Genomic DNA, 26,946 nt, shown 5'->3' with positions numbered 1-26,946 from the left:
GATCCCCCTAATGTCGCCGCGATACCGTGCGGGCACGCCGACGTCAGGACACGAAAGACGTGCACGGCGACGACGGATCCGCGCCGGAGCAGACGCCTGCGTGTCACTGGCTGTTCGGCAGTCCGGCTCCCGCGATGGAGGTGTGTGTGATGGGCGAGAGCCGCAAGCCACTGCTGTTCGTGAGCAATCCAGGGGCCGGTGTCTTCAATCCCCTGTGCGTGATCGCCGCCGAACTGGCCAGGCGTGGTACGGAGGATCTGTGGTTCGCGACGGATGAATCCTGCAGGGCCGACATCGAGAAGATCGGCGAGGGAAGCGGCGTGCGGTTCGCCTCGCTCGGCGAGACCGATCCAAGGCACTCCCCCGCCGACTGGGACGACGAGATGTACCGGCTGGCCACCCAGCGGTCCCGTTGGAAGGCACACCACGCGGTGGTGCGGCGCGGGTTCGACCCGAGCAGTGGGGAGAAGAAGTATCTGGCGCTCGACGCCCTGGCCGAAGAGCTCAAGCCGGCCCTCATGGTCTTCGACAGCGTGAACCCTCTCGCGCTCATAATAGCGCTCAAGAGGAAGATCCCATTCGTCCTCAGCTCGCCTTTCCTGCCGAGCAACCTGCTTATCACCAGGACACCGCGCGGATTCCCCATGCTGCACACCGGGCTGCCCTTGAACATGTCGTTCCAGCAGCGGGTCCACAACACCGTGTTCAAGCTCCGGGCCGGGCTGATGTTCCTGCATCCGACGATGCTGAGGCTCGCGCTCAAAAGCGCCTCGTACGCGAGGATGCTCCAGCTCCCACGGGAGGCGCTCCGCCCGTCGTCGAAAATCGACTGTGCCGATGCCGTCCTGTGCTATTCGGTCTTCGGGCTGGAGTACCCGTTCCCCCTTCCGGACAGGTTCCACATGCTCGGCGCCATCATCCCGCCGTTGCCGGAGGCGCCGGACGACGGCGACCTGTCCCGTTGGCTCGACGCCAACCCCTCCGTGGTCTACATCGGACTCGGCACCATCACCCGGCTGACCCGCCACGAGGTACACGCGCTGGTGGAGGTCGCCCGCCGGTTGGACGGCAGGCATACCGTGCTGTGGAAGCTCCCGGCCGAGCAGCAACACCTGCTACCGCCCAGGGACGAGCTGCCACCGAACCTCAGGATCGAGAGCTGGGTTCCCTCCCAGCTCGATGTGCTGGCTCATCCCAACGTCAAGCTCTTCTTCAACCACGGCGGCGCCAACGCGTTCCACGAGGGCCTGTATTTCGGCAAGCCGCAGATCATCCGGCCACTGTGGGTCGACTGCTATGACCAGGCGGTGCGCGGCGTGGACAGCGGAGTCAGCCTCACGGTGGACGATCCGCAGACCATCGACGCCGATGATGTGGTCGACAAGATCACCCAACTGCTGCACAACCCCGCCTTCCGTGAGCGCGCCGAATTCTTCGCCAAAGTGCAGCGTGAGGCGGGAGGCACCCGAGCGGCCGCCGACCTGATCCTGGGCAACCCGGCGCTGAAATGATCTGACAGGTACTGCCGAAGGACGTGGCGACAGCATGGAAACGCACAGTGGCGATCCGATATCCATCGAGTTCCCGAGGCGGCGGCGCGGGCAGCTCTCCCCCCCGGACGAGTACGCCTCACTCCGGGCGCAGTCGGGGCTGGTCAAGTCGGCGCTGCCCAACGGCAGCACCGTGTGGCTGGTCACTCGGCATGATGACGTGCGCACTGTGCTCACCGATCCCCGGATCAGTGCCAGCCCCTTACACGAGGGCTTTCCGACGATCGGGCGCAACGGGACGGTGCCGCCGCCCGACCAGATTCCCGGCTGGTTCGTCGCGTACGACCCACCGGAGCACACCCGCTTCCGCAAGGCTCTGATCCCTGAGTTCACGGTACGGCGGATCGCCGAGCTTCGCCCGGCCATCCAGCGAATCGTCGACACCTGCATCGACGCCATGCTCAACGCCGGCACCACCGCCGAGCTGGTGTCCGCGTTCGCGCTGCCGGTGCCGTCGCTGATCATCTGTGAGCTGCTCGGCGTGCCGCGTACGGACCGCGAGCTTTTCGAGTCGAGGACGCGCATCCTGGTGACCTTCACGTCGACCGACGATGAACGCGAGGACGCGACCAAGGACCTGCTGCTGTACATCTCCAAGCTGATCACCATGAAGCAGCGGTTCCCCGGCAGGGACCTGACCAGCCGGCTGTTGTCCGCCGGGGTGCTGACTCCCAAGGAGATCTCCGGCGTCGCCCTGCTGCTGCTGATCGCCGGGCACGAGACAACGGCGAACAACATCGCGCTCGGCGTGGTCATGCTGCTGCTGAACCGGCAGTGGATCGGCGCGCCGGGGGTGGTGGAAGAGGTGCTGCGCTACCTGTCCGTCGCTGACCGGGTGGCGCTCCGCGTGGCCGTCGAGGACATCGAGATCGGCGGGCACGTGATCAAGGCCGGCGAGGGCATCGTGCCGCTCGGCGCCGCGGCGAACCACGACCATGCCACGTTCGAGCGGGCCGACGAGTTCGATCCGAGCCGTTCGGCCCGCCACCACGTCGCGTTCGGGTACGGCGTGCACCAGTGTCTCGGGCAGAACCTCGTCAGGATCGAGATGGAGACCGTCTTCGCGTCCCTGTTCCAGCGGATTCCGACCCTTCAGCTCGATATCGCGGTCGAGGACCTGCCGTTCAAGTACACCGGTGTGCTGTTCGGGCTGCATGCGCTCCCGGTCCGTTGGTGACGGAGCGGCAGGTCCCGGCCGGTCACCTGTCAGACCCGGTCTCTCAAAAATGAGGAATGTCATGCGTGTCAATGTGAACGCCCAGCGCTGCATCGGTGCCGGCCAGTGCGTGCTCATCGCGCCGGAGGTCTTCGACCAGAGCGACGAGGGAACCGTCATCGTTCTGGTCGAAGACCTGGACGATTCGGCTCAGGCCGTTATGCGAGAGGCCGTCGTGGCCTGCCCGTCCAGGTCCATCTCGCTGGCCGAAAGCTGAGGACCATACCGAACAGGTGACCGCGATCTGACTGCACGAACCTGACCCGGCCGGGTGGACGCACACCCGACCGGGTCAATTGGCGTTCCGGACCGTCCCACTACCTCGGGTCCCGCCGTCATGGTCCCGCGCCCACGAGCGGGACCATGACGGCGGGACGGCTCTCGGCTCATTGAGCTCCGCCGTCGAGGGCCGCCCGCACCAGCTCGTCGAGCCCCATCGAGTCGAGCACGTCATCGGCCTCGTCATCGGTGGACGCCTCCGGGTCACCGGTCAGGTGCAGCAGCGCGTCCAGCACGCCGATCTCCCGCAGCCTGGCCATGGACAGCGACGCGAACATCGCCCGGACCCGTGCCTCCTCCTCGTCGACGCCCGAGGCCGCGCCCGTCTCCGGCAGGAGCTGCGCGATCACGTGGCCGGCGAGGGCCTCCGGAGTCGGGTAGTCGAAGATGAGCGTGGAGGGCAGTTTCAGCCCCGTCGAGGCCGTGAGCCGGTTACGCAGCTCGATCGCGCTGAGGGAGTCGAACCCGAGGTCCCGGAACGCCTGATCGGCGCCGATCGCCTCGCGATCGGAGTGCCCGAGAACCATGGCGATCTGGCCGCGCAGCAGGTCGAGCAGCACGCCAAGCCGTTCGGAGCCGGTAAGGCCGGCCAGCCTGTCCCGCAGGGCGGACGCCGACTGCGCGGCCTCCTGCGCCGAGCCTGCCGACTCGACCAGCTCACGGTATCCCGGCAGCTCACTCAGCAGCCGGCTGGGCCGGCCCGCCGTGTAGGAGCGGACGAACCGCTCGTGCTCGATGTCGGCGACCACGGCGACCGGTTCGCCTCCGGCGACGAGGCCGCTCAACGCGGAGACCGCCAGCTCGGGGTCCATCGGGCGCACGCCCATGCGCCGGGACGCCTCCTGCGCCGCGGCCACCTCCGCCATACCGCCGCCGGCCCAGGCACCCCACGCCACCGCCGTGGCCGCCAGCCCGCGCTCGCGCCGCCGCTCGGCCAGGCTGTCCAACACCGCGTTGGCGGCGGCGTAATTGCCCTGGCCGGGGCTGCCGAGCGTGCCCGCCGCGGACGAGAACAGCACGAACACCGGCAGATCCAGCTCTCGCGTCAGCTCGTCCAGCACGACCGCCGGTGCCACCTTGGCGCGGAACACCGTCTCGAACCGCTCCCGGGTCAAGCCGTCCACCACGCCGTCGTCGACCACGCCCGCGGCGTGCACCACACCGGTCAGCGGGAACTCGGCCGGGATGCCGGCCAGCACGGCGGCCAGTGCGTCCGGGTCGGCCGCGTCGCAGGCCGCGACGGTCACCTGGGCGCCCAGCCCCGCCACCTCGTCGCGCAACTCGGCGGCGCCGGGGGCCTCCATCCCCCGTCGGCTGACCAGCACCAGGTGCTCCGCACCATGCCGGGCCAGCCAGCGGGCCAGATGTCCACCGAGCGCGCCGGTGCCGCCGGTGATCAGTACGGTTCCGGACGGCGTCCACTCGCCGGGTCCGTCGGCCTGGCCGGCGGGGTCCCGCACCAGTCTCCGGGCGTACGTGCCGGAGGCCCGGATGGCGATCTGGTCCTCGCCGTCCAACCCGGCCAGCACGCTCGCCAGCCGCCGCGCCGCTCCCCGATCGAAACCCTCCGGCAGGTCGATCAGGCCGCCCCACCGCTGCGGGTGCTCCAGCGCGGCGACCCGGCCGAGCCCCCAGATGGCGGCCTGCGCCGGATCGCGCAGGACGTCGCCGGGATCGGCCGCGACCGCACCTCGGGTGAGGCACCACAGCGGCGCGTCGACGCCGGCCTCGCCCAGCGCCTGGATCAGCAGGGTGGTCAGGGCGAGCCCGCCGGGAAGCCCGGTGTCCCCGATGTCCACGGACTCCCGCAACGCCAGGAACGAGACCACTCCGGCGAACGGCCGGGTGCCGGCGTGCGCGCCCAGCCACTCGGCCAGCGCGGCCCGGTCCCGGGGTACGGCGGCGAGGTCGGCCACCTCCATGCGGACCACGTCGGCACCGAGCGCGTCGATCACCGAGCCCGTCCAGGTGTCCGTGCACAGTTCCTCGGGGAGCACCACCAGCCAGGGGCCGGCCTGCGAGGCCCCGGGGGTGACCGCGCCGTCACCGGTGAGGGGCTTCCAGACGATCCGGTACCGCCAGGCGTCCATGGTGGACCGCCGGCGCCGCTCCCGGCGCCACGACGACAGCGCCGGCAGCACCTTGGTCAGCGCGTCACCGTCCACGTCGAGCCGCGACGCCAGCGCCTTGGCGTCCTCCTCCTCGACGGCCGCCCAGAATTCGGCGTCCACCGGGTCCGCCGCGCCGCCCGTGTCCGCCGCGCGGGTCCGATCCGGGCGGCCCGCGTCGGGCCAGAACCGCTCGTGCTGGAACGCGTACGTCGGCAGGTCCACCGGCCGGGCGCCGGTACCGGCGAAGACCGAGGTCCAGGCGGGACTCATCCCGTGTACGTGCAGCCGGGCGAGTGCGGTGACGAGGGCCCGGTGCTCGTCGCGGTCCCTGCGCAGCAGGGGGACCAGTTCCGCCTCGGCCTCCGCGGGGATGGTGTCGCGGGCCATCGCGGTCAGGGTCCCGTCCGGGCCGATCTCGATGTAGCGGGTCACCCCTGCCTCGTGCGCCGCCCGGATCCCGTCGGCGAACCGTACGGCGCTCCGTACGTGCGCCACCCAGTAGTCCGGGGAGCACAGCTCGGCCGTGACGAGATCGCCGGTCACGTTCGAGATCATCGGGATTCGCGGCACGGAGTAGGAGACGCCTTCGGCGACCGCCCGGAAGTCCGCCAGCATCGGCTCCATCAGCGGCGAGTGGAACGCGTGCGAGACCCGCAGCCGCCTCGTCCGGCGCCCGCTCTCCGCCAGCGCGCCCGCCACGTCGAGCACCTCCCGCTCCGCCCCGGCTATCACCACGGACTCCGGGCCGTTGACCGCGGCGACGGAGACCCGGTGCTCGTGCCCGGCCAGCGCCCGCAGCACCTCCTCCTCGCCGGCCTGGACGGCGACCATCGCACCGCCGGCCGGAAGCCGCTGCATGAGCGCACCCCTGGCCGCCACCAGCGCGCAGGCGTCCTCCAGTGACAGCACGCCCGCGACGTGCGCCGCGGCCAACTCGCCGACCGAGTGCCCGATCAGCACGTCAGGGGTGAGATCCCAGGACTCCAGCAGGCGGAACAGGGCCACCTCGACCGCGAACAGTGCCGGCTGGGTCCATCCGGTCCCATCGAGCAGCCCGGCCTCGGGTGTGCCCGCCGGGGCGAACAGGATCTCCCGCAGCGGGCGGTCCAGCCTGGCGTCCAGATGCGCCAGTACGGCGTCGAGCGCGTCGGCGAAGACCGGGAACCGGTCGTAGAGCTCGCGGCCCATCTCCGCCCGCTGGCTGCCCTGGCCGGTGAACAGGAACGCCGTCTTGCCCGCTCGCCCGATCCGGCCGTCGAGCACGTGGGGAGCCGGGTTTCCGTCCGCCGCCGCCATCAGGCCGTCCACCAGCTCCGCACGGCTGCCGGCCAGGACGACGAGCCGCTGCCGGAAGCTCGACCGGGTGGTGGCCAGGGAGTACCCGAGATCGGCCAGGCCGAGCTCGGGGTGCTCGACGAGGTGATCGAGCAGGCGTAGCGCCTGTGCCCGCACCGCGGCCGGAGTCTTGGCCGACAGCGGGACCGGCAGGAGTCCGGGAACCGCTGCGACGGGCATCCCGCGGAGCCCCGTATCGGCCCCTGACGGCCCGGTGAAAGGCGCCTCCTCGATGATCACGTGTGAGTTCGTGCCGGTGGCTCCGAAGGACGAGATCCCGGCCCGGCGCGGGCGTCCGGCATCAGGCCACGGCCTGGCCTCGGCCAGCAGCTCCACCGCGCCCGCCGACCAGTTCACGTGCGACGACGGCGCGTCCAGGTGCAGCGTCCTCGGCGCCACCCCGTGCCTGATGGCCATGACCATCTTGATCAGTCCGGCGACTCCGGCCGCCGCCTGCGTGTGCCCGATGTTGGACTTGATCGACCCGAGCAGCAGCGGTCGCTCACGGTTCTGACCGTAGGTCTCCAGCAGGGCCTGCGCCTCGATCGGGTCGCCCAGCCTGGTGCCCGTGCCGTGCGCCTCCACCACGTCCACGTCGGACGGGGTCAGCCCGGCACCGGCCAGGGCGCGGTGGATCACCTTCCGCTGTGACGGGCCGCTCGGCGCGGTGAATCCGTTGGACGCGCCGTCCTGGTTGACGGCCGAACCGCGCAGGATCGCCAGCACGTGATGGCCGTTGCGCCGGGCATCCGACAGCCGTTCGACGACGAGCATGCCGACGCCCTCCGCCCAGCCCGTGCCGTCGGCGGCGTCGGAGAACGCCTTGCACCGGCCGTCCGGGGACAGCGCCCCCATCTCGCCGAACTCGACGAAGCCCACCGGGGTGGACATCACGGCGACCCCACCGGCGAGAGCCAGCGAGCACTCCCCGGCCCGCAGCGCCTGGGCGGCCAGGTGCAACGCCACCAGCGACGAGGAGCAGGCGGTGTCCGCGGTCACCGCGGGCCCCACCAGGCCGAAGGTGTAGGACAGCCGGCCGGAGATCACGCTGGCCGCCTGGGCCGTCTGCGCGTGACCGTGATGATCGCGGGGTGGCTGGTAGTCACCACCGGTGGCGCCGACGTAGACGCCCACATCGCCGCCCCGCAGGCCGGCGGGGTCGATGCCCGCCCGTTCGAACGCCTCCCAGGCGGCTTCGAGCACCAGCCGCTGCTGCGGGTCCATCACCATCGCCTCACGGGGCGAGATGCCGAAGAAACCCGGATCGAAGTCGGCGGCGTCGTAGAGGAAACCGCCTCCGGCCGCCGTGCTGCGGCCACGCCCGTCGGCGTCCCCACCGGACAGCGCGTCCAGGTCCCAGCCCCGGTCGGCGGGGAACGCGCCGACCGCGTCCACCTCGCCGGTGACCAGCCGCCACAGGTCCTCCGGCGAGCGGACGCCGCCCGGGTACCGGCAGCTCATGCCGACGATGACGATCGGGTCGTCCGAGGGCGCGGCCGGCAGGGGCGCTCGGCTCTCCTCGCCGAGGCTCTCCTCGCCGAGCACCTGGGCCGCCAGATGTCCGGCGAGTTCCACCGGTGTCGGGTGGTCGAAGACGAGCGTGGCCGGCAGGGTCAGCCCGGTCGCGGCGTTGAGCTGGTTACGCAGGTCGACCGCGGTGAGAGAGTCGAACCCGAAGTCCCGGAAGGCCCGATCGGCCTCGATCGCGGCGCCGTCCGCGTGCCCGAGGACCGAGGCGGCCCTGGCCACCACCAGGTCGAGGACGAGGCCCGTGCGCTCGGCCGCCGGCAGCCCGAGAAGGCGGTCCCGGAGCGCGGCCGCCACGGTGGGCTCACCGTCGTGGGCGCCGCCGCCCGCCGCCTCGATCGCCTGCCGGGCCTGGGGCAGCTCGTCCAGCAGCGGGGTCGGCCGCACCGCGAGGAAGGCCGGGGCGAACCGGTCCCACGCCACGTCGGCGACCGTCACCGCGCTCTCGCCGTTCGCGACGACCCGGCCCAGCGCGCTGAGCGCGAGCGCAGGCGCCAGGGCGGGCAGCCCGTTCGCCCGCAGGTGCAGGTCCATTCCCCTGTCCGTGGTCACGCCGCTGTCCGCCCATGCCGACCAGGACACGGCGGTCCCCACCACGCCTCGGGCGCGGCGCGCTTCGATCAGTGCGTCCCGGACCGCCTCCGCGGCGGCGGCGCCCCCTCGGCCGGCGACGCCCCAGACGCCGGAAAGCGAGCAGAACAGAACGAACGCATCCAACTCCCGGTCTTTCAGCAGGGAGTCCAGGTGCACCGCCCCGGCGGCGTAGGCCGCGGCGGTCGCGGCCATGTCCGCCGGCTCGGTCTCCTCCAGGGGAGCGGCCTCGGCCGGTTCCTCGGCGTAGATGACCGCGTCCGGCGGGAACTCCGCCAGCAGGGCGGCCACGGCCTCCCGATCCACCAGGTCGCAGTGCCTGATCGTCACCCGGGGATCCACCTCGGCGGGCTCCTGCGGGGCGGGGCGCCCGGCCAGCACGACTCGGCCGGCGCCCGCGTCGGCCAGCCAGCGGGCGATGCGCCCGCCGGAGACTCCCGTGTCCCCGGCGACCAGCACCGTGCCACGAGGCCGCCACGACCGGTCGGCGTCCCCGGCCGGGGCCGGGACGAGCCGGCGGCCGAACACTCCGGAGGCGCGCACGGCGACCTCGCTCTCGCCGTCCGGGCCGTCGGCCAGCACGCCGGCGAACCGGGCGACGGCCCGCCGGTCGAGCAGTTCGGGCAGGTCGATCATGCCTCCCCAGCGCCGGGGGTGCTCCAGCGCCGCCACCCGGCCGAGGCCCCAGACCGCGGCCTGACCCGGGCTCGGTGGCGAGTCGGATCGGCCCACCGACACCGCGCCTCGGGTGACGCACCACAGCGGCGCGTCGACACCCGCGTCGCCCAGCGCCCGCACCAGCGCGGCCGTCAACGCCACCTCGGGCAGGCCGTCACCGCCCGTCCCGGCGAGCGCCAGCAGGGAGATCACACCCACCGGCGCCCGGCCGTCGGCGTCCGGGCCGCCGAGCAGTTCGACGAGCTGTGCGGCCAGCCTCGCGCGACCGGTGTGCGTGACGTCGAGACGCATCAGGGCATCGGGGCCCGCCAGGGCGGCACCCACGGCATCGAGCGCCTCCGCCCACTCCCCCTCCTCGGACCGGCCGGCCGGGACGGCCACCAGCCACTTCCCGGATGGGACAGCGGACGGCACGGCGGCCAGGGGCTTCCAGGCCACCCGGTAGCTCCAGGAGTCCACGAGGGTGTGCTCGCGGCGCGAGCGGCGCCAGGATGACAGCGCGGGCAGCACCGTTGACAGCGAGTCCGCCTCCAGATCCAGCGTGGCCGCCACGGACGTCAGGTCCGCACGCTCGATCGCGGCCCAGAACTCGGCGTCCACCGGGTCCCCCGCCGGGGCGACGACCGGGGCGACGGCCTCGGGCCAGTACCTCCGGCGCTGGAAGGCGTACGTGGGCAGGTCGACGCGCCGCGCGCCGCATCCGGTGAAGAGGGACCGCCAGTCCACCGGCAGCCCGTGGACGTGCAGCCGGGCCAGCGCGTCCACGGCCGACGCCTCCTCGCCGCGGTCCTTACGCAGCATCGGCACGACCAGGGTGCCGGCCTCGGTACCGTCGGCCGCCAGGCAGTGCTGGGTCAGCGCGGACAGCACGCCGTCCGGGCCGAGCTCGACGAACGTGCTCACGCCGGAACCGCGCAGGGTGCGCACGCAGTCGGCGAAGCGGACCGCCTGCCGAGCGTGGTCGACCCAGTAGTCGGGTGCGCAGAGCCGCTCGACGGCGACCGGCTCACCGGTCAGGCCGGAGACGAGCGGGATGGCCGGCGGTGAGAACCCGAGCCCTCGTACGGCCCGGCGGAACTCCTCCAGCATGGGGTCCATCAACGGCGAATGGAACGCGTGGCTGACGGCCAGCCGGCTGGTCTTGCGGCCCTCGGCCGCGAGGTGGGCGGCGAGCTCGGTGACCGGCCCCTCCACCCCGGCGATCACCACCGCCGACGGTCCGTTGACCGCGGCGATCGACACCTCGTGCTCGCGTCCGGCGAGCATCGGGAGAACCTCGTCCTCGGTGGCCTGTACGGAGACCATCGCGCCCCCGGCCGGTAGCACCTGCATCAGGCGCCCCCTGGCGGCGACCAGGGTGCACGCGTCCGCCAGTGTCAGCACACCGGCGACGTGCGCCGCGGCGATCTCGCCGATCGAGTGCCCGGCCACCAGGTCCGGGCGCAGCCCCCACGACTCCGCCAGGCGGAACAGAGCCACCTCGATCGCGAACAGCGCGGGCTGCGTCCACTGGGTCTGGTCAAGCCGCTCGGCCTCGGGCGAGCCCGCCTCGGCGAACAGGATCGTCCGCAGCGGGCGGTCCAGCTCGACGTCGAGCTGCGCGAGCACCGCGTCCAGTGCCTGCGCGAACACCGGGAACCTGGCGTACAACTCCCGGCCCATGCCGGGGCGCTGGGAGCCCTGCCCGGCGAACAGCATCGCCGACCTGCCCGCGACGGCGGTGGCCTCGCCACGCGCGATCTCCGACACTCCGTCGGCGGTGGCCAGCAGCACCGCGCGGTGCCGGAACATCGACCGGCTCGCCAGCGAGTAGCCGACGTCCACCGGATCGAGGTCGCGGTCGGCGGCCGGTACCTGATCGAGCTGGGCCCGCAGCGCCTCCCGGGTCCGGCCGGAGACGACCCACGGCACGACCGCGGGAACCCTCCGCTCGCCGGGCGGCTCGGGGGACAGCTCGTCCAGGGGTGCCTGCTCCAGGATGACGTGGGCGTTGGTGCCGCTGATCCCGAAGGCGGAGACGCCGGCCCGCAGCGGTCGCCCCTTCCGCGTCCACCGCTGCGGCTCGGTCAGCAGCTCGACGGCCCCGGACGACCAGTCCACGTGCGACGCCGGCACCTCGGCGTGCAACGTCCTGGGCAGCATGCCGTGCCGCATGGCCAGCACCATCTTGATCACACCGGCGACACCCGCCGCCGCCTGCGTGTGGCCGAGATTGGACTTGATCGACCCCAGCAGGAGCGGGTGATCCCGCTCCTGGCCGTATGTCGCCAGCAGGGCCTGCGCCTCGATCGGGTCGCCCAGCGCCGTGCCGGTGCCGTGCGCCTCGGCCGCGTCGACCTCGGCCGGGGACAGCCCCGCCGCGGCCAGTGCCTGCCGGATCACCCGCTGCTGCGACGGGCCGTTCGGCGCGGTCAACCCGTTCGACGCGCCGTCCTGGTTCACCGCCGACCCGCGTACCACGGCGAGGATCGGATGACCGCCCCGCCGCGCGTCCGACAGGCGTGTCAGCACGAGCACGCCGACGCCTTCCGACCAGCCGGTGCCGTCAGCCGAGTCGGAGAACGCCTTGCACCGCCCGTCGGGGGCCAGACCACCCTGGACGCTGAACTCGACGAACGAGTCCGGGCTCGACATCACCGAGACGCCGCCCACCAGCGCCAGCGAGCACTCGCCGCCGCGCAGGGCCTGCGCGGCCCAGTGGAGGGCGACCAGGGAGGACGAGCACGCGGTGTCGACGGTGATCGCGGGCCCCTCCAGCCCCAGCGTGTAGGACAGCCGTCCTGACATGACGCTCGCCGTGGTGCCGGTGGCCACGTGCCCCTGCACGTCCGCGCCGGAACTCTTGAGCAGGCCGACGTAGTCCTGGCCGTTGGTGCCCACGAAGACGCCGCCGTCGCTGCCCCGCAGGTCGAGGGGATCGATGCCGGCCCGCTCCAGCGCCTCCCAGGCGGCTTCGAGCACCAGGCGCTGCTGCGGGTCCATCGCCAGCGCCTCACGCGGTGAGATGCCGAAGAACTCGGCGTCGAACTCGGTCGCGTCCCGCAGGAAGCCGCCGACGCTCGTGGCCGACATCCCTCCGACGAGCGCCTCCAGGTCCCATCCCCGATCGTCGGGGAACGAGGAGATGCCCTCTCCCCCGTCCATCAGCAGCCGCCACAGCTCCTCGGGGGAGCTCACCCCACCGGGGAACCGGCAGCTCATGCCGACGATCACGATGGGGTCGTCGTCGGCGGCGCGTGCCGTCACGGCCTGCGCCCCGGACCACGACTCCTCGTGCGGCATCGAGCCGAGCAGTTCGGCCAGCAGGAAATCCGCCAGCGCGCTGGGGGTGGGATAGTCGTACACCAGCGTCGCGGGCAGGATCAGCCCCGTCGTCGCCGCCAGCGCGTTGCGCAGTTCGACGGTGGTCAGCGAGTCGAACCCCAGATCCTTGAACGGGCGGTCCGGCGCGACGCCGTCCACCTCGGCGTGGCCGAGTACCGCGGCCACCCGGCCGCGCAGCAGGTCCAGTACGGCCCGGCTCCGCTCGGCGACGGGCAGGTCGGCCAGCCACCGCCGGAACGCCCGCTCCGTCGTGACGGCCCCATCCGTCCCGCCCTCCGTCGCCCCGGCGGCCGCGGTCACCTCAGGCAGGTCGCTCACCAGCGGATAGCGCCGGATCGCGGCGAAGGCGGCGACGAAGCGAGGCCAGTCGACGTCGACGACGGTCAGCGTCGTGTCCTCGTGCTCGATCGCCTGCCGCAACGCGCGGATCGCCAGGTCCGGAGGCATCATCTCCAGGCCGACCCGGCGCATCCTGCTCTCCACCACGGCGCCGTCCGCCGCCATGCCGGCCCCGGCCCACGGCCCCCAGGCGATCGACGTCGCCGGGAGGCCCAGCCCACGCCGGTGCTCCGCCAGCGCGTCGAGCACGGCGTTGGCGGCCGCGTAGTTGGCCTGGCCCGCGGCGCCGAAGGTCGCGGCCGTGGACGAGAACAGCACGAACGCCGGCAGGTCCAGCCGCTCGGTCAGTTCGTGCAGGTTGAGCGCGGCGACGGCCTTCGCCCGCAGGACCGAGGAGAGGTGCTCCGGCGTCATTCCGTCCAGCACCCCGTCGTCGACCACTCCCGCCGCGTGGAAGACCGCGGTCAGCGGCCGTTCCCGCGGGATCTGAGCCAGCACGGCGGCCAGGGCGTCGCGATCGGCGACGTCGCAGGCCACGACGCTGACCTGGGCGCCGAGGCCGGCCAGCTCGTCCCGCAGTTCGGTCGCGCCCGGAGCGTCCGGCCCGCGGCGGCCGACCAGCAGGACATGCGCGGCACCGGCGCCGGCCGCCCAGCGCGCGAGGCGGGCCCCCAGTCCTCCCGTGCCTCCCGTGATCAGCACGGTGCCCGCGGCGATCCGCGCGGCGCCCAGCGGGGCGGCCTCCCGCTCGGCGGGCTTCTCGCCGAGCGGAGCGCGCACCAGGCGTCGGCCGAACACCCCGGAGCGACGTACGGCGAGCTGGTCCTCGCCCTGCACGCCGTGCCCCTGAGCATCGGACAGCACGCCGACCAGGCGGGAGACGGTGACCGGGTCGAGGGTCTCCGGCAGATCCACCAGCCCGCCCCACAGCCTCGGCTGCTCCAGCGCCGCGGCCCGGCCGAGACCCCACACAGCGGCCTGCACCGGCCTGGACACCTGTTCCGAACGCCCCACCGACACCGCGCCACGGGTCACGCACCACAGGGGTGCGTCGGCCCCGGCGTCACCGAGCGCCTGCGCCAGCGCGACCGTCAGCGCGAGACCGGCCGGAACCCCTGGATACCCGGCGAGGTCGTGCTCGTCCAGTGCCAGCAGCGACACGACCGCGGCGGGCCTGGAGCCGTCGGAACACAGCTCCCGCAGGCGCGCGGCCAGTGCCGCCCGGTCCGGCTCACCGACCTCGATCCAGTCGGTCTCCGCGCCCAGCGCGCCCGCCAGCGAGGTCACCCACTCCTCACCCACCGGCCGCACCGGGACCACCACGAGCAACCGGCCCCGTACCCTCGTGGAGGGCGTGGCCGTCGAGGAGGACAGCGGCTTCCAGACGGTCCGATACCGCCAGCCGTCCACGGCGGAGCGCTCCCGGCGGTCGCGGCGCCACGAGGACAGCGCCGGGAGCAACGCCTCCAGCGCGTCACCGTCGACGTCCAGCCCCTCCGACAGCGCCGCCACGTCGCCGCGCTCGACGGCGTCCCAGAAGCCGGCGTCCGCCGTGCCACCGGGCGCGAGTGCGGCGGCCGCCGCGGTGTCCGGCCAGAACCGCCGGCGCTGGAAGGTGTAGGTCGGCAGGTCGACCGTCTCGGCGCCGGTGCCGGCGAAGAACCCTCGCCAGTCCACGGCGAAGCCATGGACGTGCAGCCGGGCCACCGCGGTGGTGATGGCCTGCTCCTCGGCACGATCCCGGCGCGACACCGGGATCGGATGCGCGCCGGGCCGGTCGGTGAGGCAGTCGGCGGCGAGGGCCGTGAGAACGGCGTCGGGGCCGAGTTCGAGGAAGGTGCCGACGCCCTGCTCGGCCAGCCACCGCACGCCGTCCGCGAAGCGGACCGGCCGGCGGATGTGCGCCACCCAGTATTCGGGGGAGCAGAGCTGCTCCGCGGTCGCCGCCTCGCCCGTCACGTTCGAGACGACCGGGATCTCCGGGGGCGCGTACGACAGGCCTCGCGCGACCCGGCCGAAGTCGTCGAGCATGGCCTCCATCCGCGGGGAGTGGAACGCGTGGGAGACCTGGAGCCGCCTGGTCCTGCGTCCTTCGGCGGCGAGCCGCGCCGCGATCTTCAGGACGGCCTCCTCCTCGCCGGCGACGACCAGCGACTCCGGGCCGTTGACCGCCGCGATCGAGACCTGATGCTCGTGCCCGGCCAGCAGCGGGAGCACCTCCTCCTCGCGGGCCTCCAGCGCGACCATCGCCCCACCGGCGGGCAGCGCCTGCATCAGGCGGGCGCGGGCCGCCACCAGGGTGCACGCGTCCGGCAGCGACAGCACTCCGGCGACGTGCGCCGCGGCGATCTCCCCCACCGAGTGGCCCGTGAGGTAGTCGGGCCTGATGCCCCACGATTCGAGCAGCCGGAACAGGGCCACCTCGAAGGCGAACAGCGCCGGCTGGGTGTAGCCGGTCTCGTCCAGCAGGGCGGCCTCCGCCGTACCCGCCGAGGCGAACAGCACCTCGCGCAGCGGGCGATCCAGATCCGCGTCCAGGTGGGACAGCACCTCGTCGAGCGCGTCCGCGAACGCCGGGAAGCGACCGTACAGCTCGCGGCCCATTTCCGCGCGCTGGCCGCCCTGGCCGGTGAACATGAAGGCCAGGGAACCGCGGACGGCGGTGCCGTGGACGACGGCCCCCGGAGCGACGGCACCGTCCAGCGGCTCTTCGGCCAGCGCCCGCAACCCGTCGATGATCTCCTGGCGCTCCCGTCCGACCAGCACCGCGCGTTGGTCAAGGTGCGACCGCGAGGTCGCCAGGGAGAAGGCGACGTCTGTGGGGTGCAGACCGGGCGACTCCTCCAGCAGGGACAGCAGCCGCCCCGCCTGGTAGCGCAGGGCCTGCTCGTTCTTGCCCGACACCAGCACGGGAACGACGACGGGCTCGGCCTCCCGGACCCGGGCGGCGGCGGGCGGCGCCTCTTCGAGCACCGCGTGGGCGTTGGTGCCGCTGAGTCCGAACGACGACACCGCGGCCCGGCGCGGGTGCCCGGCGCGCACCCACTCCCTCGGCTCGGTGAGCAGTTCGATGGCACCGCTGGACCAGTCCACGTGCGACGACGGCTCGTCCACGTGCAGCGTCCTGGGCAGCAGGCCGTGCCGCATCGCCATGACCATCTTGATCACACCGGCCACACCGGACGCCATCTGGGTGTGCCCGATATTGGACTTGACCGACCCCAGCAGCAGCGGACGGTCCGCGTCCCGGTCCTGGCCGTAGGTCGCGAGCAGCGCGTGCGCCTCGATCGGGTCGCCCAGCGCCGTCCCTGTTCCGTGGCCCTCGACGACGTCGACCTCCGCCGGCGACACCCCGGCGTTGGCCAGCGCCTGCGTGATCACCCGCTGCTGCGACGGGCCGTTGGGCGCGGTGAGCCCGTTGGAGGCGCCGTCCTGGTTGATCGCCGACCCGCGGATGACCGCGAGAATCGGGTGCCCGTTGCGCTCGGCGTCGGACAGCCGCTCCACCAGCAGCAGGCCGACGCCCTCGGCCAGGCACATCCCGTCCGCCGAGTCGGAGTACGCCTTGCACCGGCCGTCGGGGGCCATGGCCCGCTGCCGGCTGAACCCGATGAAGGCATCGGGGGTGGACATCACGGTCACCCCACCGGCCAGTGCCAGTGAGCTCTCGCCGTCACGCAGCGACCGGCAGGCCATGTGCAGCGCCACCAGCGATGACGAGCACGCCGTGTCCAGCGTGACGGCCGGGCCCTCCAGCCCGAACAGGTACGACACCCGGCCGGACAGCACGCTCGGCACGGTGCCGGTGACCAGGTGACCTTCCAGGCCCTCCCCCTGCCCGGTCATCGCCGCGCTGTAGTCCGCGTAGCTGGAACCGATGAAGGTGCCGGTCAGGCTGCCACGCAGCGCCGAGGGGGCGATCCCGGCCCGTTCGACGGTCTCCCACGCCGTCTCCAGCACCAGCCGATGCTGCGGATCCATCGCCAGCGCCTCACGCGGCGAGATCCCGAAGAAGTCGGCGTCGAACTCCGTCGCGTCGTGGAGGAAGCCGCCCTGGGTCGAGTACGTCTTGCCGGTACGCTCCGGATCGGGGTGGTAAAGTCCCTCGACGTCCCAGCCACGGTCCCCGGGGAACTCGGAGATGGCGTCGACGCCGTCGAGCACGATCTGCCACAGCTGCTCCGGCGACCGGACCCCGCCCGGGTAGCGGCAGGCCATCCCGATGATCGCGATCGGCTCGTCCGAGGCGGCCCGCACCGGGCCGGCCACGGCCGCCGATCCGGCCTGCGTCCCGGCGATCTCGGCGCGCAGGAACTCCGCCAGCGCCTCCAGGTTCGGGTGGTCGAACACCAGCGTGCTGGGCAGTGTCAGGCCCGTCGCACTGGCCAGCCGGTTGCGCAGATCGACCGCGGTCACCGAGTCGAAGCCCATGTCGCGGAACGCCTGCCGCTCGGCGACGGCGTCGGCTGAGGAGTGGCCCAGCGCGGTCGCCGCCTGGGCGCGCACCAGCTCCAGCAGCAGGCGGTCCCGCTCGGACGCCGGCAGCCCGCGCAGCCGGGTGACGAATTCCCCATCGCTCGCCGCGACGGCCGGCCGCTCGGCGATTTCGGCCAGCCGCCGTACGGCGGGCACCTCGCTGAACAACCGGCTCGGCCGCACGGAGGTGAAGACCGGGAAGTACCGCTCCCAGTCGATGTCGGCGATCGCCGGCGCGGTCTCCTCGCCGGCCAGCGCCTGCCGGAACCCTTCGAGCGCCAGGTCCGGCTCCATGAACACGAGCCCGCTGCGCCGGATCTGCTCGGGGTCGACCCGCCCGAGATCGCGGTCGTCCGACCAGATGCCCCAGGAGATCGACGTGGCCGGCAGCCCCCGGGCACGCCGGTTCTCCGCCAGCGCGCCGAGGAAGGCGTTGCCCGCCACGTACGCCGCGTGCCGCCCGCTGCCCCACATCCCCGCCGTCGAGGAGAACAGCACGAAGGCGTCGAGCTCGTCCGTGTCCAGCAGCTCGTCCAGGTGCCGGGCGCCGACGACCTTGGCCCGCACCACCTCGGCGAACGCCTCGATGGTGGTGTCCTGCAGGGTGTGCAGCTCGATGGAGGCGGCGGCGTGCACCACCGTACGGACGACGTGGCCCTCCGCCCGCAACCGCGCGAGCAGGCCGGCGACGGAGTCGCGATCGGACACGTCACACGCCGCCATCGTGGCGGTCGTGCCGAGCTCGGCCAGCTCGGCCAGCAGCTCGGCCGCGCCGGGAGCGTCCATGCCACGGCGGCTGGTCAGCACCACCTGCTCGGCCCCCTCGGCGGCGAGCCAGCGGGCCAGGTGCGGGGCGAGCGTTCCGGTGCCGCCGGTCACCAGGGTGGTCCCGCGCGGCGTCCACCTGCGCGCCGGCTCCCGGTCCACTGCCGATACGGGCGCCGGCACCACCCGTCGGGTGAACAGGCCGGAGGGCCGGATCGCGAGCTGGTCCTCGCCGCTGCCGCCCGCGAGGACGCTCGCCAGGCGCCGCGCCGCGCGCTGGTCGAGCGTCCCGGGCAGATCGACCAGGCCGCCCCACCGCCGCGGGTGCTCCAGCGCGGCCGTCCAGCCCACGCCGTGGACCTGCGCCTGGACGGGGTTGGTCACCGGATCCGACCGGCCGGTGGAGACCGCACCACGGGTGAGGCACCACAGCGGCGCGTCGATGTCCGCGTCGCCCAGGGCCTGAACGAGCGCGACGGTCAGCGCCAGACCGGTGGCCAGCTCCGGGTATCGATCGGTGGGCTGTTCGGCCAGGGCCAGCAGGGACACCACGCCGGAGACGTGCTCCCCCTCGTCGAGCGAGGCGTCCACCCCGGTGCCCGATGCCCCGGCCGGCACGCCGGTCAGCACGCGCGCCAGCAGAACGCGGTCTGTGCACGACTCGTCGAGCACGACCCTGCGGACCCGCGCGCCGTGCGCGGTCAGCGCGTCGGCGACGTCATCGCCCGTGAGGCCCTCTGTGGTGACGAGCAGCCACGTGCCCGACAGGGGGGTGGCGGCGAGGCCGGTCATCGGCCGCCACGCGACGCGGTAGCGCCAGGAGTCCACGGTGGACCGGGCCCGTTGCCGGCGACGCCAAGAGGACAGCGCGGGTACCACCGCGGCCAGTGCCCCCGTGCCCACGTCCAGTCCCGAAGCCAGCGAGTCGAGGTCCTCCTGCTCCACCGCCGCCCAGAACCGCTCGTCCGCCGGGTCCGCCGCGCCGGTCGTCCGCGCCTCGGCGCGCCGTATCCAGAACCGCTCCCGCTGGAAGGCGTACGTCGGCAGCTCCACCCGGCGGGCGCCCGTGCCGTCGAAGGCCGCTCGCCAGTCGATCGGCACGCCGCGCACGAACACCTCCGCCAGGGAGGTCAGGAAGCGCTCCGCGCCGCCCTGGTCGCGGCGCAGAGTCCCGGCGACCACCGTGCCCGCCGTGGTCCCACCCGCCTCCTCGGCCGTCTCCTGGATCGCACCTGTCAGCACCGGGTGCGGGCTGACCTCGATGAACGCCCGGTACCCAGCGGCCAGCAGGCACCGCACCGCGGGTTCGAACCGGACGGCCCGCCGTAGGTTGCGGTACCAGTAGTCCGCGTCCAGCTCCGTGCCGTCCAGCCAGTCCTCGGTCACCGTGGACAGGAACGGCACCTCGGCCCGCTGCGGCCGGATCGCCGACAGGGCCTGCGGCAGCTCCTCCTGGAGCCGCTCGACATGGGCCGAGTGCGACGCGTAGTCGACCGCGACCCGCCGGGCCCGCACGCCCTCCTCGGTCAACCGCCGCGACAGCTCATCGAGCGCGTCGGGGTCGCCGCACACCACGACCGAACGCGGCCCGTTGACCGCCGCGATCGAGATCCGCTCACCCCAGGGGCGCAGCCTCTCCTCGATGTCCGGCACCGGGAGCGAGACCGACATCATCCCTCCGGCGCCGGCCAGCCGCCGTGCGATGGCCTGGCTGCGCACCGCCACCACCTGCGCGGCGTCGTCCAGAGACAGCGCGCCCGCCACGCAGGCGGCGGCGATCTCACCCTGGGAGTGCCCGATCACCGCGTCGGGCTCCACCCCGTGAGCACGCCACATCGCCGCCAGCGAGACCATCACCGCGAACGACACCGGCTGCACGACATCCACCCGGTCCAGCGACGGCGCGCCCTCCACCTGGCGCAGCACGTCGATCAGCGACCAGTCGACATGCCGGCTCAAGGCCAGGCCGCACTCGGCGATACGCTCGGCGAACACGGGGGACTGCTCCAGCAGCAGGGCGCCCATACCGGCCCACTGCGCGCCCTGCCCCGGGAACACGAAGACCGTCTTGCCCTCGACGTCCGCCACTCCCTGGGTCGCGCCCGGCGCGGACTCGCCCGCGGCCACCGCCCGCACCGCGGCGGAGAGCGCGTCGCGGTCACCGCCCACCACGATCGCGCGGTGCTCGAACGCCGACCTCGACGTCACCAGCGAGAAGCCCACGACGGCCGGATCGGGCTCACCGAGGTCGGCCACGTGCGAGGCCAGCCGCCGCGCCTGTGCGCGCAGCGCCTCCACCGTCCGGCCCGACACCACCCACGGCACCGCACCGGGAACGTGATCACGATCGGAAGCGGCGGCATCGGCGCTGGGACCTGCGAGCACGACGTCGCCGGCCGGTTCCTCCGCATCCGGCGCCTGTTCGAGGATCGCGTGGGCGTTCGTGCCGCTGATCCCGAAGGAGGACACCGCGGCCCGGCGCGGCCGTCCGGTCTCCGGCCACGGCATGGCCTCGGTCAGCGGCTCGACCGCGCCCGCCATCCAGTCCACGTGGGACGACGGCGTGCCCACGTGCAACGTCTTGGGCAGCACCCCGTGCCGCATCGCCATGACCATCTTGATCACGCTGGCCACGCCCGCCGCGGACTGTGTGTGGCCGATGTTCGACTTGACCGACCCGAGCAGGAGCGGGCGCTCCCGGCCCTGCCCGTACGTGGCGAGGAGGGCTTGGACCTCGATGGGGTCGCCCAGGCCCGTACCCGTGCCGTGCGCGTCGATCGCGTCCACCTCGGCCGGGGACAGCCGCGCGCCTACCAGGGCCTTCCGGATCACCCGCTGCTGGGAGGGACCGTTGGGCGCGGTCAGCCCGTTGGACGCGCCGTCCTGGTTCACCGCCGAACCGCGCACCACCGCAAGGATCGGGTGGCCGTTGCGCCGCGCGTCGGACAGCCGCTCCACCAGGAGCAGGCCGACCCCTTCCGCCAGGCTCATCCCGTCGGCCGCGTCGGAGAACGCCTTGCACCGGCCGTCGGCGGCCAGGGCCCGCTGGCGGCTGAACGCCACGAAGGCGGCCGGGGTGGTCATCACCGTCACGCCGCCCGCCAGGGCGAGCGAGCTCTCGCCGTTACGCAGCGACTGGCAGGCCAGGTGCAGCGCCACCAGCGACGACGAGCAGGCCGTGTCGACCGTGACCGCGGGCCCTTCCAGGCCGAGTACGTACGACACCCGGCCGGACAGCACGCTCGGGATGGTGCCGGTGACCTGGTGCCCCTCGGCGTCGGCGGCGTCCGAACCGTACTCCTGGTAGCTGGAGCCGATGAACGTGCCGGTCGAGTGGCCGCGCAGCGCGAAGGGATCGATCCCGGCCCGCTCGATGGCCTCCCACGCGGTCTCCAGCAGCAGCCGCTGCTGCGGGTCCATGGTCAGCGCCTCGCGCGGTGAGATCCCGAAGAACCCGGGGTCGAAGTCGCCGGCGTCGTGGAGGAACCCCCCTTCGACCGAGTACGTCGTGCCGGAGTGATCGGGGTCGGGGTCGTAGAGCCCCTCCGCGTCCCAGCCCCGGTCGGCGGGGAATCCGGAGATCGCGTCGACCCCGTCGGTCACCAGTTCCCACAGCTGTTCGGGAGAGCCGACGCCGCCGGGGAACCGGCAGGCCATCCCGATGATCGCGATCGGTTCGTCGGCGTGGGCGGCGACCGGAGCTCCGGCGTCCGCGCCCACCGCGCCCACCTCGCCCGCCGAGCCCACGACCTGCGACCGCAGGAACTCCACCAGTGCGGCCGGGTTCGGGTGATCGAACACCAGCGTGCTCGGCAACGCCAGGCCGGTCACCGCGACCAGCCGCTTTCTCAGCTCCACCGCGGTCAGCGAGTCGAAACCCAGCTCGCGGAAGGCACGCCGCTCGGAGACCGCCTCGGCTGAGGCGTGCCGCAGCACGGCCGCCACCTCGGCGCGCACCAGATCCAGCAGCCTGCGCCGCTGCTCCTTCTCGGTCAGGTGCCGCAGCCGCGCGACGAATTCCGGGTCGCCGGAGGCCCCTGCCCCGTTCTCGCTCTCGTGCTGTGCCCTGACCTCCGCGAGCTCGCCGAACAGGTGGCTGGGCCGGGTCGAGGTGAAGATCGGATAGAACCGGTCCCAGTCGACGTCGGCGACCGTCACCACCGCGTCCCGGCCGCCGACCGCCCGGCTCAGCTCGCCGATGGCGAGATCGGGCGGCAGGAAGGCCAGCCCGCGCCTGAGCAGGTAGTCGGCCATGTTCTCGGTCGCGGCCATGCCGGCTTCGGCCCACGCGCCCCAGGCCACCGACGTCGTGGCGAGACCGCGCGCACGCCGGTGCTCGGCCAGCGCGTCGAGGTAGGCGTTGGCCGCCGCGTAGGCGCCCTGCCCCGCGCTGCCCCACACCCCGGCGATCGAGGAGAACAGCACGAAGAAGTCGAGCTCGCGATCTCCGAGCAGGCCGTCCAGGTTGGCGGCGCCGGCCACCTTCGCCGTCATCACCTCGGCGAGGGTGGCGGCGTCCGCCTGCTCAAGGGGCGCGACGGCCTCCCCCACCCCGGCCGCGTGGACGACCCCGGTGAGCGGGTGCTCGGCCGGGATCGTGGCCAGCACGGCGGCCAGCGCGTCGCGATCGGCCACGTCGCAGGCGACGACGCTCACCTCGGCCCCCAGCGCGAGCAGCTCGTCGCGCAGCTCCGCCGCCCCGGGGGCGTCCATGCCGCGCCGGCTGGTCAGCGCCAGGTGCGTGACGCCGCCGCGTACCAGCCACCGCGCGGTGGCCGCGCCCAGGGCGCCGGTCCCGCCGGTGATCAGCACCGTCCCGCCGGAACTCAACGCGGTACCGCCGCCGACCGGGTCGGGCGCGGCCGGGTGACGCCACAGCCGCCGGCCGAACACGCCCGACGCCCGGACCGCCACCTGGTCCTCGCCGTCCAGGCCCGCCAGCACGCTCGCCAGCCCCTGGGCGGCACGCCCGTCGACGACCTCGGGCAGGTCGACCAGGCCGCCCCACCGCTTCGAATGCTCCAGGGCGGCGACCCGGCCCATACCCCATACCTGCGCCTGGACCGGATGTGTCACCCGGTCGCCGGGAGCCGCGGACACCGCGCCACGGGTGACGCACCACAGCGGCGCGTCGATCTCCGCGTCGCCGAGCGCCCGCAGGAGCGCGACCGTGAGCACGAGACCGCTCGGTACCGCTCCGCCGTCCGCGACGGGCGCCTCCGTCAGTGCGAGCATCGACACCACACCGGAGATCTCGTCCATCTCCCGGAGCCGGGCCGCGAGCGACGTACGGTCGGCGTCCGTCCCCTCCAGCACGAGCCGCTCCACTCGCGCCCCGTGACCGTCCAGCGCGGCGACCACGTCGCCGTCCGGGATCCCGTCGGCGGTCACCACCAGCCAGGTGCCCTCCAGCATGGTGAGAGGTGGCGTACGGCGGGGCTTCCACTCCACCCGGTAGCGCCAGGAGTCGAGCGCCGACGCCTCGCTCCGGCTCCGTCGCCACGACGACAGGGCCGGGAGCAGGGTGTCCAGCGAGGAGGAGTGCTCGTCGCGCAGGCCAAGGATCGCGGCCACGTCCCCGGCGTCGCCGCGCCCGACCGCGTCCCAGAGCCGCGCGTCCGCCGGATCGGCGACCGCGTCGTTCACGGCCGACGGCGGTTCCGGCCAGAACGACTCGTGCTGGAACGCGTACGTCGGCAGGTCCACCCGGCGGGCCCCGCGGAGCAGGGTCGGCCAGTCGACGCGTACGCCGTTCACATGCAGCTCGGCCAGCGCGGTCATGAGGGCGGCGCTCTCGTCGCGGTCGCCGCGCAGCACGGGCAGCAGCAGCGCATCCGCCTCCGCGGGAAGGGCGTCCTGGGCCATCGCGGTCAGCACGCCGTCCGGCCCGATCTCCAGGAACGCGGTCACACCCGCCCCGTGCAGCTCCCGCACGCCGTCGCAGAACCGGACCGTCTCCCGCACGTGCCGCACCCAGTAGGCCGGTGAGCACAGTTCGTCCGTGGCGAACCCACCGGTCACGTTGGAGATCACCGGGATCTGCGGGGGTGCGTAGGACACCGTCTCGGCGATCGCCTGGAACTCCGCGAGCATCGGCTCCATCAGCGGAGAGTGGAACGCGTGCGACACCCGCAGCCGCTTGGTCCTGCGCTCCCGGGCGGCCCACCCGGCGGCGACCTCCAGCACCGCGGCCTCGACCCCGGCGATCACCACCGATGCCGGGCCGTTGACCGCCGCGACGGACACCTCGCCCTCGCGCCCGGCCAGCGACTCCAGGATCTCCTCCTCGCCGGCCTGGATCGCCACCATCGCACCGCCGGCCGGGAGCGCCTGCATCAACCGGCCCCGCGCGGCCACCAGCGCGCAGGCGTCCTCCAGCGTCAGCACCCCGGCGACGTGCGCCGCGGTGAGCTCCCCGATCGAGTGCCCCGCCAGCGCGGCCGGGCGCACGCCCCACGACTCCACCAGCCGGTACAGCGCGACCTCCAGGGCGAACAGCGCCGGCTGCGTGTACACCGTACGGTCGAGCAGCTCTGCGTCGAAGAACAGTGCCTCCCGCAGCGGACGGTCCAGGTAGGAGGCCATCTGGGGGGCCAGCGCCGCGAGCACGCCTTCAAGGGCCTCGGCGAACACCGGGAACCGCTCGTAGGTCTCCAGGCCCATGCCCACGCGCTGAGCACCCTGGCCGGTGAACAGGAACGCCGGCTTCTGGTCGTACCCGGCCTGGCCGCGTACGACTCCCGGCGCGGCCCGGCCGCCGGCCAGCGCGCGCAACCCGGCCAGCGCTCCGGCATGGTCCTCGGCCAGCACGGCGGCCCGGTGCTCGAAGGGGGAACGGGTGGTCACCAGCGAGAACGCGACGTCGGCCGGCCTCGTCTCGGGACGGCCCTCCAGGTGGGACAGCAGCCGCGCGGCCTGCTCCCGCACCGCCTGCTCGGTCCTGCCCGAGATCGGCAGCGGCAGCGGCAGGCCCGCCATCGGCGGCCTGTCGGCCGACGGAGCCCGCTCGACGGTGTCCTGTTCGATGATGAGGTGAGCGTTGGTGCCGCTGAAGCCGAACGACGACACGGCGGCCCGGCGCGGGTGGCCCGTCTCCGGCCACTCCCGCGCCTCGGTCAGCAGCTCCACCGCGCCCGCGGTCCAGTCCACGTGCGAGGACGGCGCGTCGACGTGCAGGGTCTTGGGCACGATGCCGTGCCGCATGCCCATGATCATCTTGATCACGCCCGCGACACCCGCCGCCGCCTGCGTGTGGCCGATGTTCGACTTGATCGACCCGAGCAGCAGCGGGCGGTCCTTGGGCCGGTCCTGGCCGTAGGCGGCCAGCAGCGCCTGCGCCTCGATCGGATCACCCAGGGTGGTCCCGGTCCCGTGCCCCTCCACCACGTCCACCTCGGCCGGGGACAGACCCGCTCCGGCCAGCGCCTGGCGGATCACCCTCCGCTGGGAGGGGCCGTTCGGCGCGGTCAGCCCGTTGGACGCACCGTCCTGGTTGATCGCCGAGCCCCGCAGCACCGCCAGCACGTCGTGACCGTTGCGCCGGGCGTCCGACAGGCGCTCCAGCACCAGCACCCCGACGCCCTCGGCCCAGCTCACACCGTCCGCGCCGTCCGCGAACGACTTGCACCGCCCGTCCGCGGACAGCCCCCGCTGCCGGGAGAACTCCACGAACGGTCCGGGTGTGGCCATCACGGTCACACCGCCGGCCAGCGCGAGCGTGCATTCCCCCGAGACCAGCGCCTGTGCCGCCAGATGCACCGCGACCAGCGAGGACGAGCAGGCCGTGTCGACCGTCACGGCCGGGCCCTCCAGGCCCAGGGTGTAGGACACCCGGCCGGAGACGACGCTCGCGGCGGTCCCGGTGCCCCGGTAGCCCTCGAACTCGCCCGCGCCCAGCATCCCGCTGTAGTCGGTGTACATCACCCCGGCGAACACGCCCGTCCGGCTGCCCCGGAGCGTGACCGGGTCGATTCCGGCCCGCTCGACGGCTTCCCACGAGGTCTCCAGCAGAAGTCGCTGCTGCGTGTCCGTCGCCAGGGCCTCCCGCGGGCTCATCCCGAAGAAGTCCGCGTCGAACTCCGCCGCGTCGTGCAGGAAACCGCCCTGTCTGGTGTACGAGCTGCCCGCGTGGTCGGCGTCCGGATGGTAGAGCGCGTCCAGGTCCCAGCCACGATTGACCGGAAATCCCGTGATCGCGTCACGGCCCTCGACCACCAGCCGCCACAGGTCCTCCGGTGAGGCGACGCCACCCGGGTAACGGCAGCTCATCCCGACGATCACGATCGGGTCGTCGGCGGCCGGCGCGATCGTGGCCGGAACGGCCGCGTCGTCCTGCTCGCCCAGCACCTCGTCCAGCAGGAACTCCGCCAGTACGGTGGGCGTGGGATGGTCGAACACCAGCGTGGCCGGCAGGCGCAACCCCGTCGCCGCGTTCAGCCGGTTGCGCAGTTCCACCGCGGTCAGCGAATCGAAGCCCAGCTCGCGGAACTCCCGCCGGACGTCCACGGTCTTCGGCGAGGCGTGCCCCAGCACCAGCGCCACCTCGGCCCGCACCAGGTCCACCAGGACCCGGACACGGTCGGCGCGTTCCAGGCCGGCCAGCCGCCGGACCAGTGTGCCGCCACCGGCCGCGGCCATCGACGCCGCCGACCGGCGCAGGTCCCGCACCAGCCCGCGCAGCAGATGCGGCACCTCGCCATGCGCCCGCAGCGCCGCCAGGTCGAGCCGGACCGGGGCCACGGCCGGCTCACCCGAG

At 73.4% G+C, this 26,946-nt stretch carries 4 protein-coding genes; 3 read left to right on the top strand and 1 reads right to left on the bottom strand.

The window, feature by feature from the left end; translation table 11 throughout:
• Positions 1-149: 149 nt before the first annotated feature.
• The 3 genes from ACWD3H_RS43635 (at position 150) to ACWD3H_RS43625 (ending at position 2,983) form a co-directional block, all read left to right on the top strand.
• A complete protein-coding gene (locus ACWD3H_RS43635; protein ID WP_451959203.1) occupies positions 150-1,511 on the top strand; it encodes a glycosyltransferase in 1,362 nt (453 codons plus the stop codon).
• A gap of 34 nt (positions 1,512-1,545) precedes the next feature.
• Positions 1,546-2,727 carry a cytochrome P450 gene (locus ACWD3H_RS43630; protein ID WP_355568773.1) on the top strand — a complete coding sequence of 394 codons (1,182 nt, stop codon included), beginning with the start codon at positions 1,546-1,548 and terminating at the stop codon, positions 2,725-2,727.
• A gap of 61 nt (positions 2,728-2,788) precedes the next feature.
• Complete coding sequence (locus ACWD3H_RS43625) at positions 2,789-2,983, top strand: ferredoxin (protein ID WP_326638669.1); 195 nt, start codon at positions 2,789-2,791, stop codon at positions 2,981-2,983.
• A gap of 169 nt (positions 2,984-3,152) precedes the next feature.
• Here the strand turns inward: ACWD3H_RS43625 and ACWD3H_RS43620 are convergent, their stop codons facing one another.
• Positions 3,153-26,930: a type I polyketide synthase gene (locus tag ACWD3H_RS43620; protein ID WP_451959202.1), complete on the bottom strand. Its 23,778-nt coding sequence runs from the start codon at positions 26,928-26,930 to the stop codon at positions 3,153-3,155.
• Positions 26,931-26,946 lie beyond the last annotated feature (16 nt).

This window comes from Streptosporangium sp. NPDC002607 (assembly GCF_053592655.1).
The sequence above is the reverse complement of the archived record's forward strand: the minus strand, read 5'-3'. Positions and strand labels throughout refer to the sequence as shown.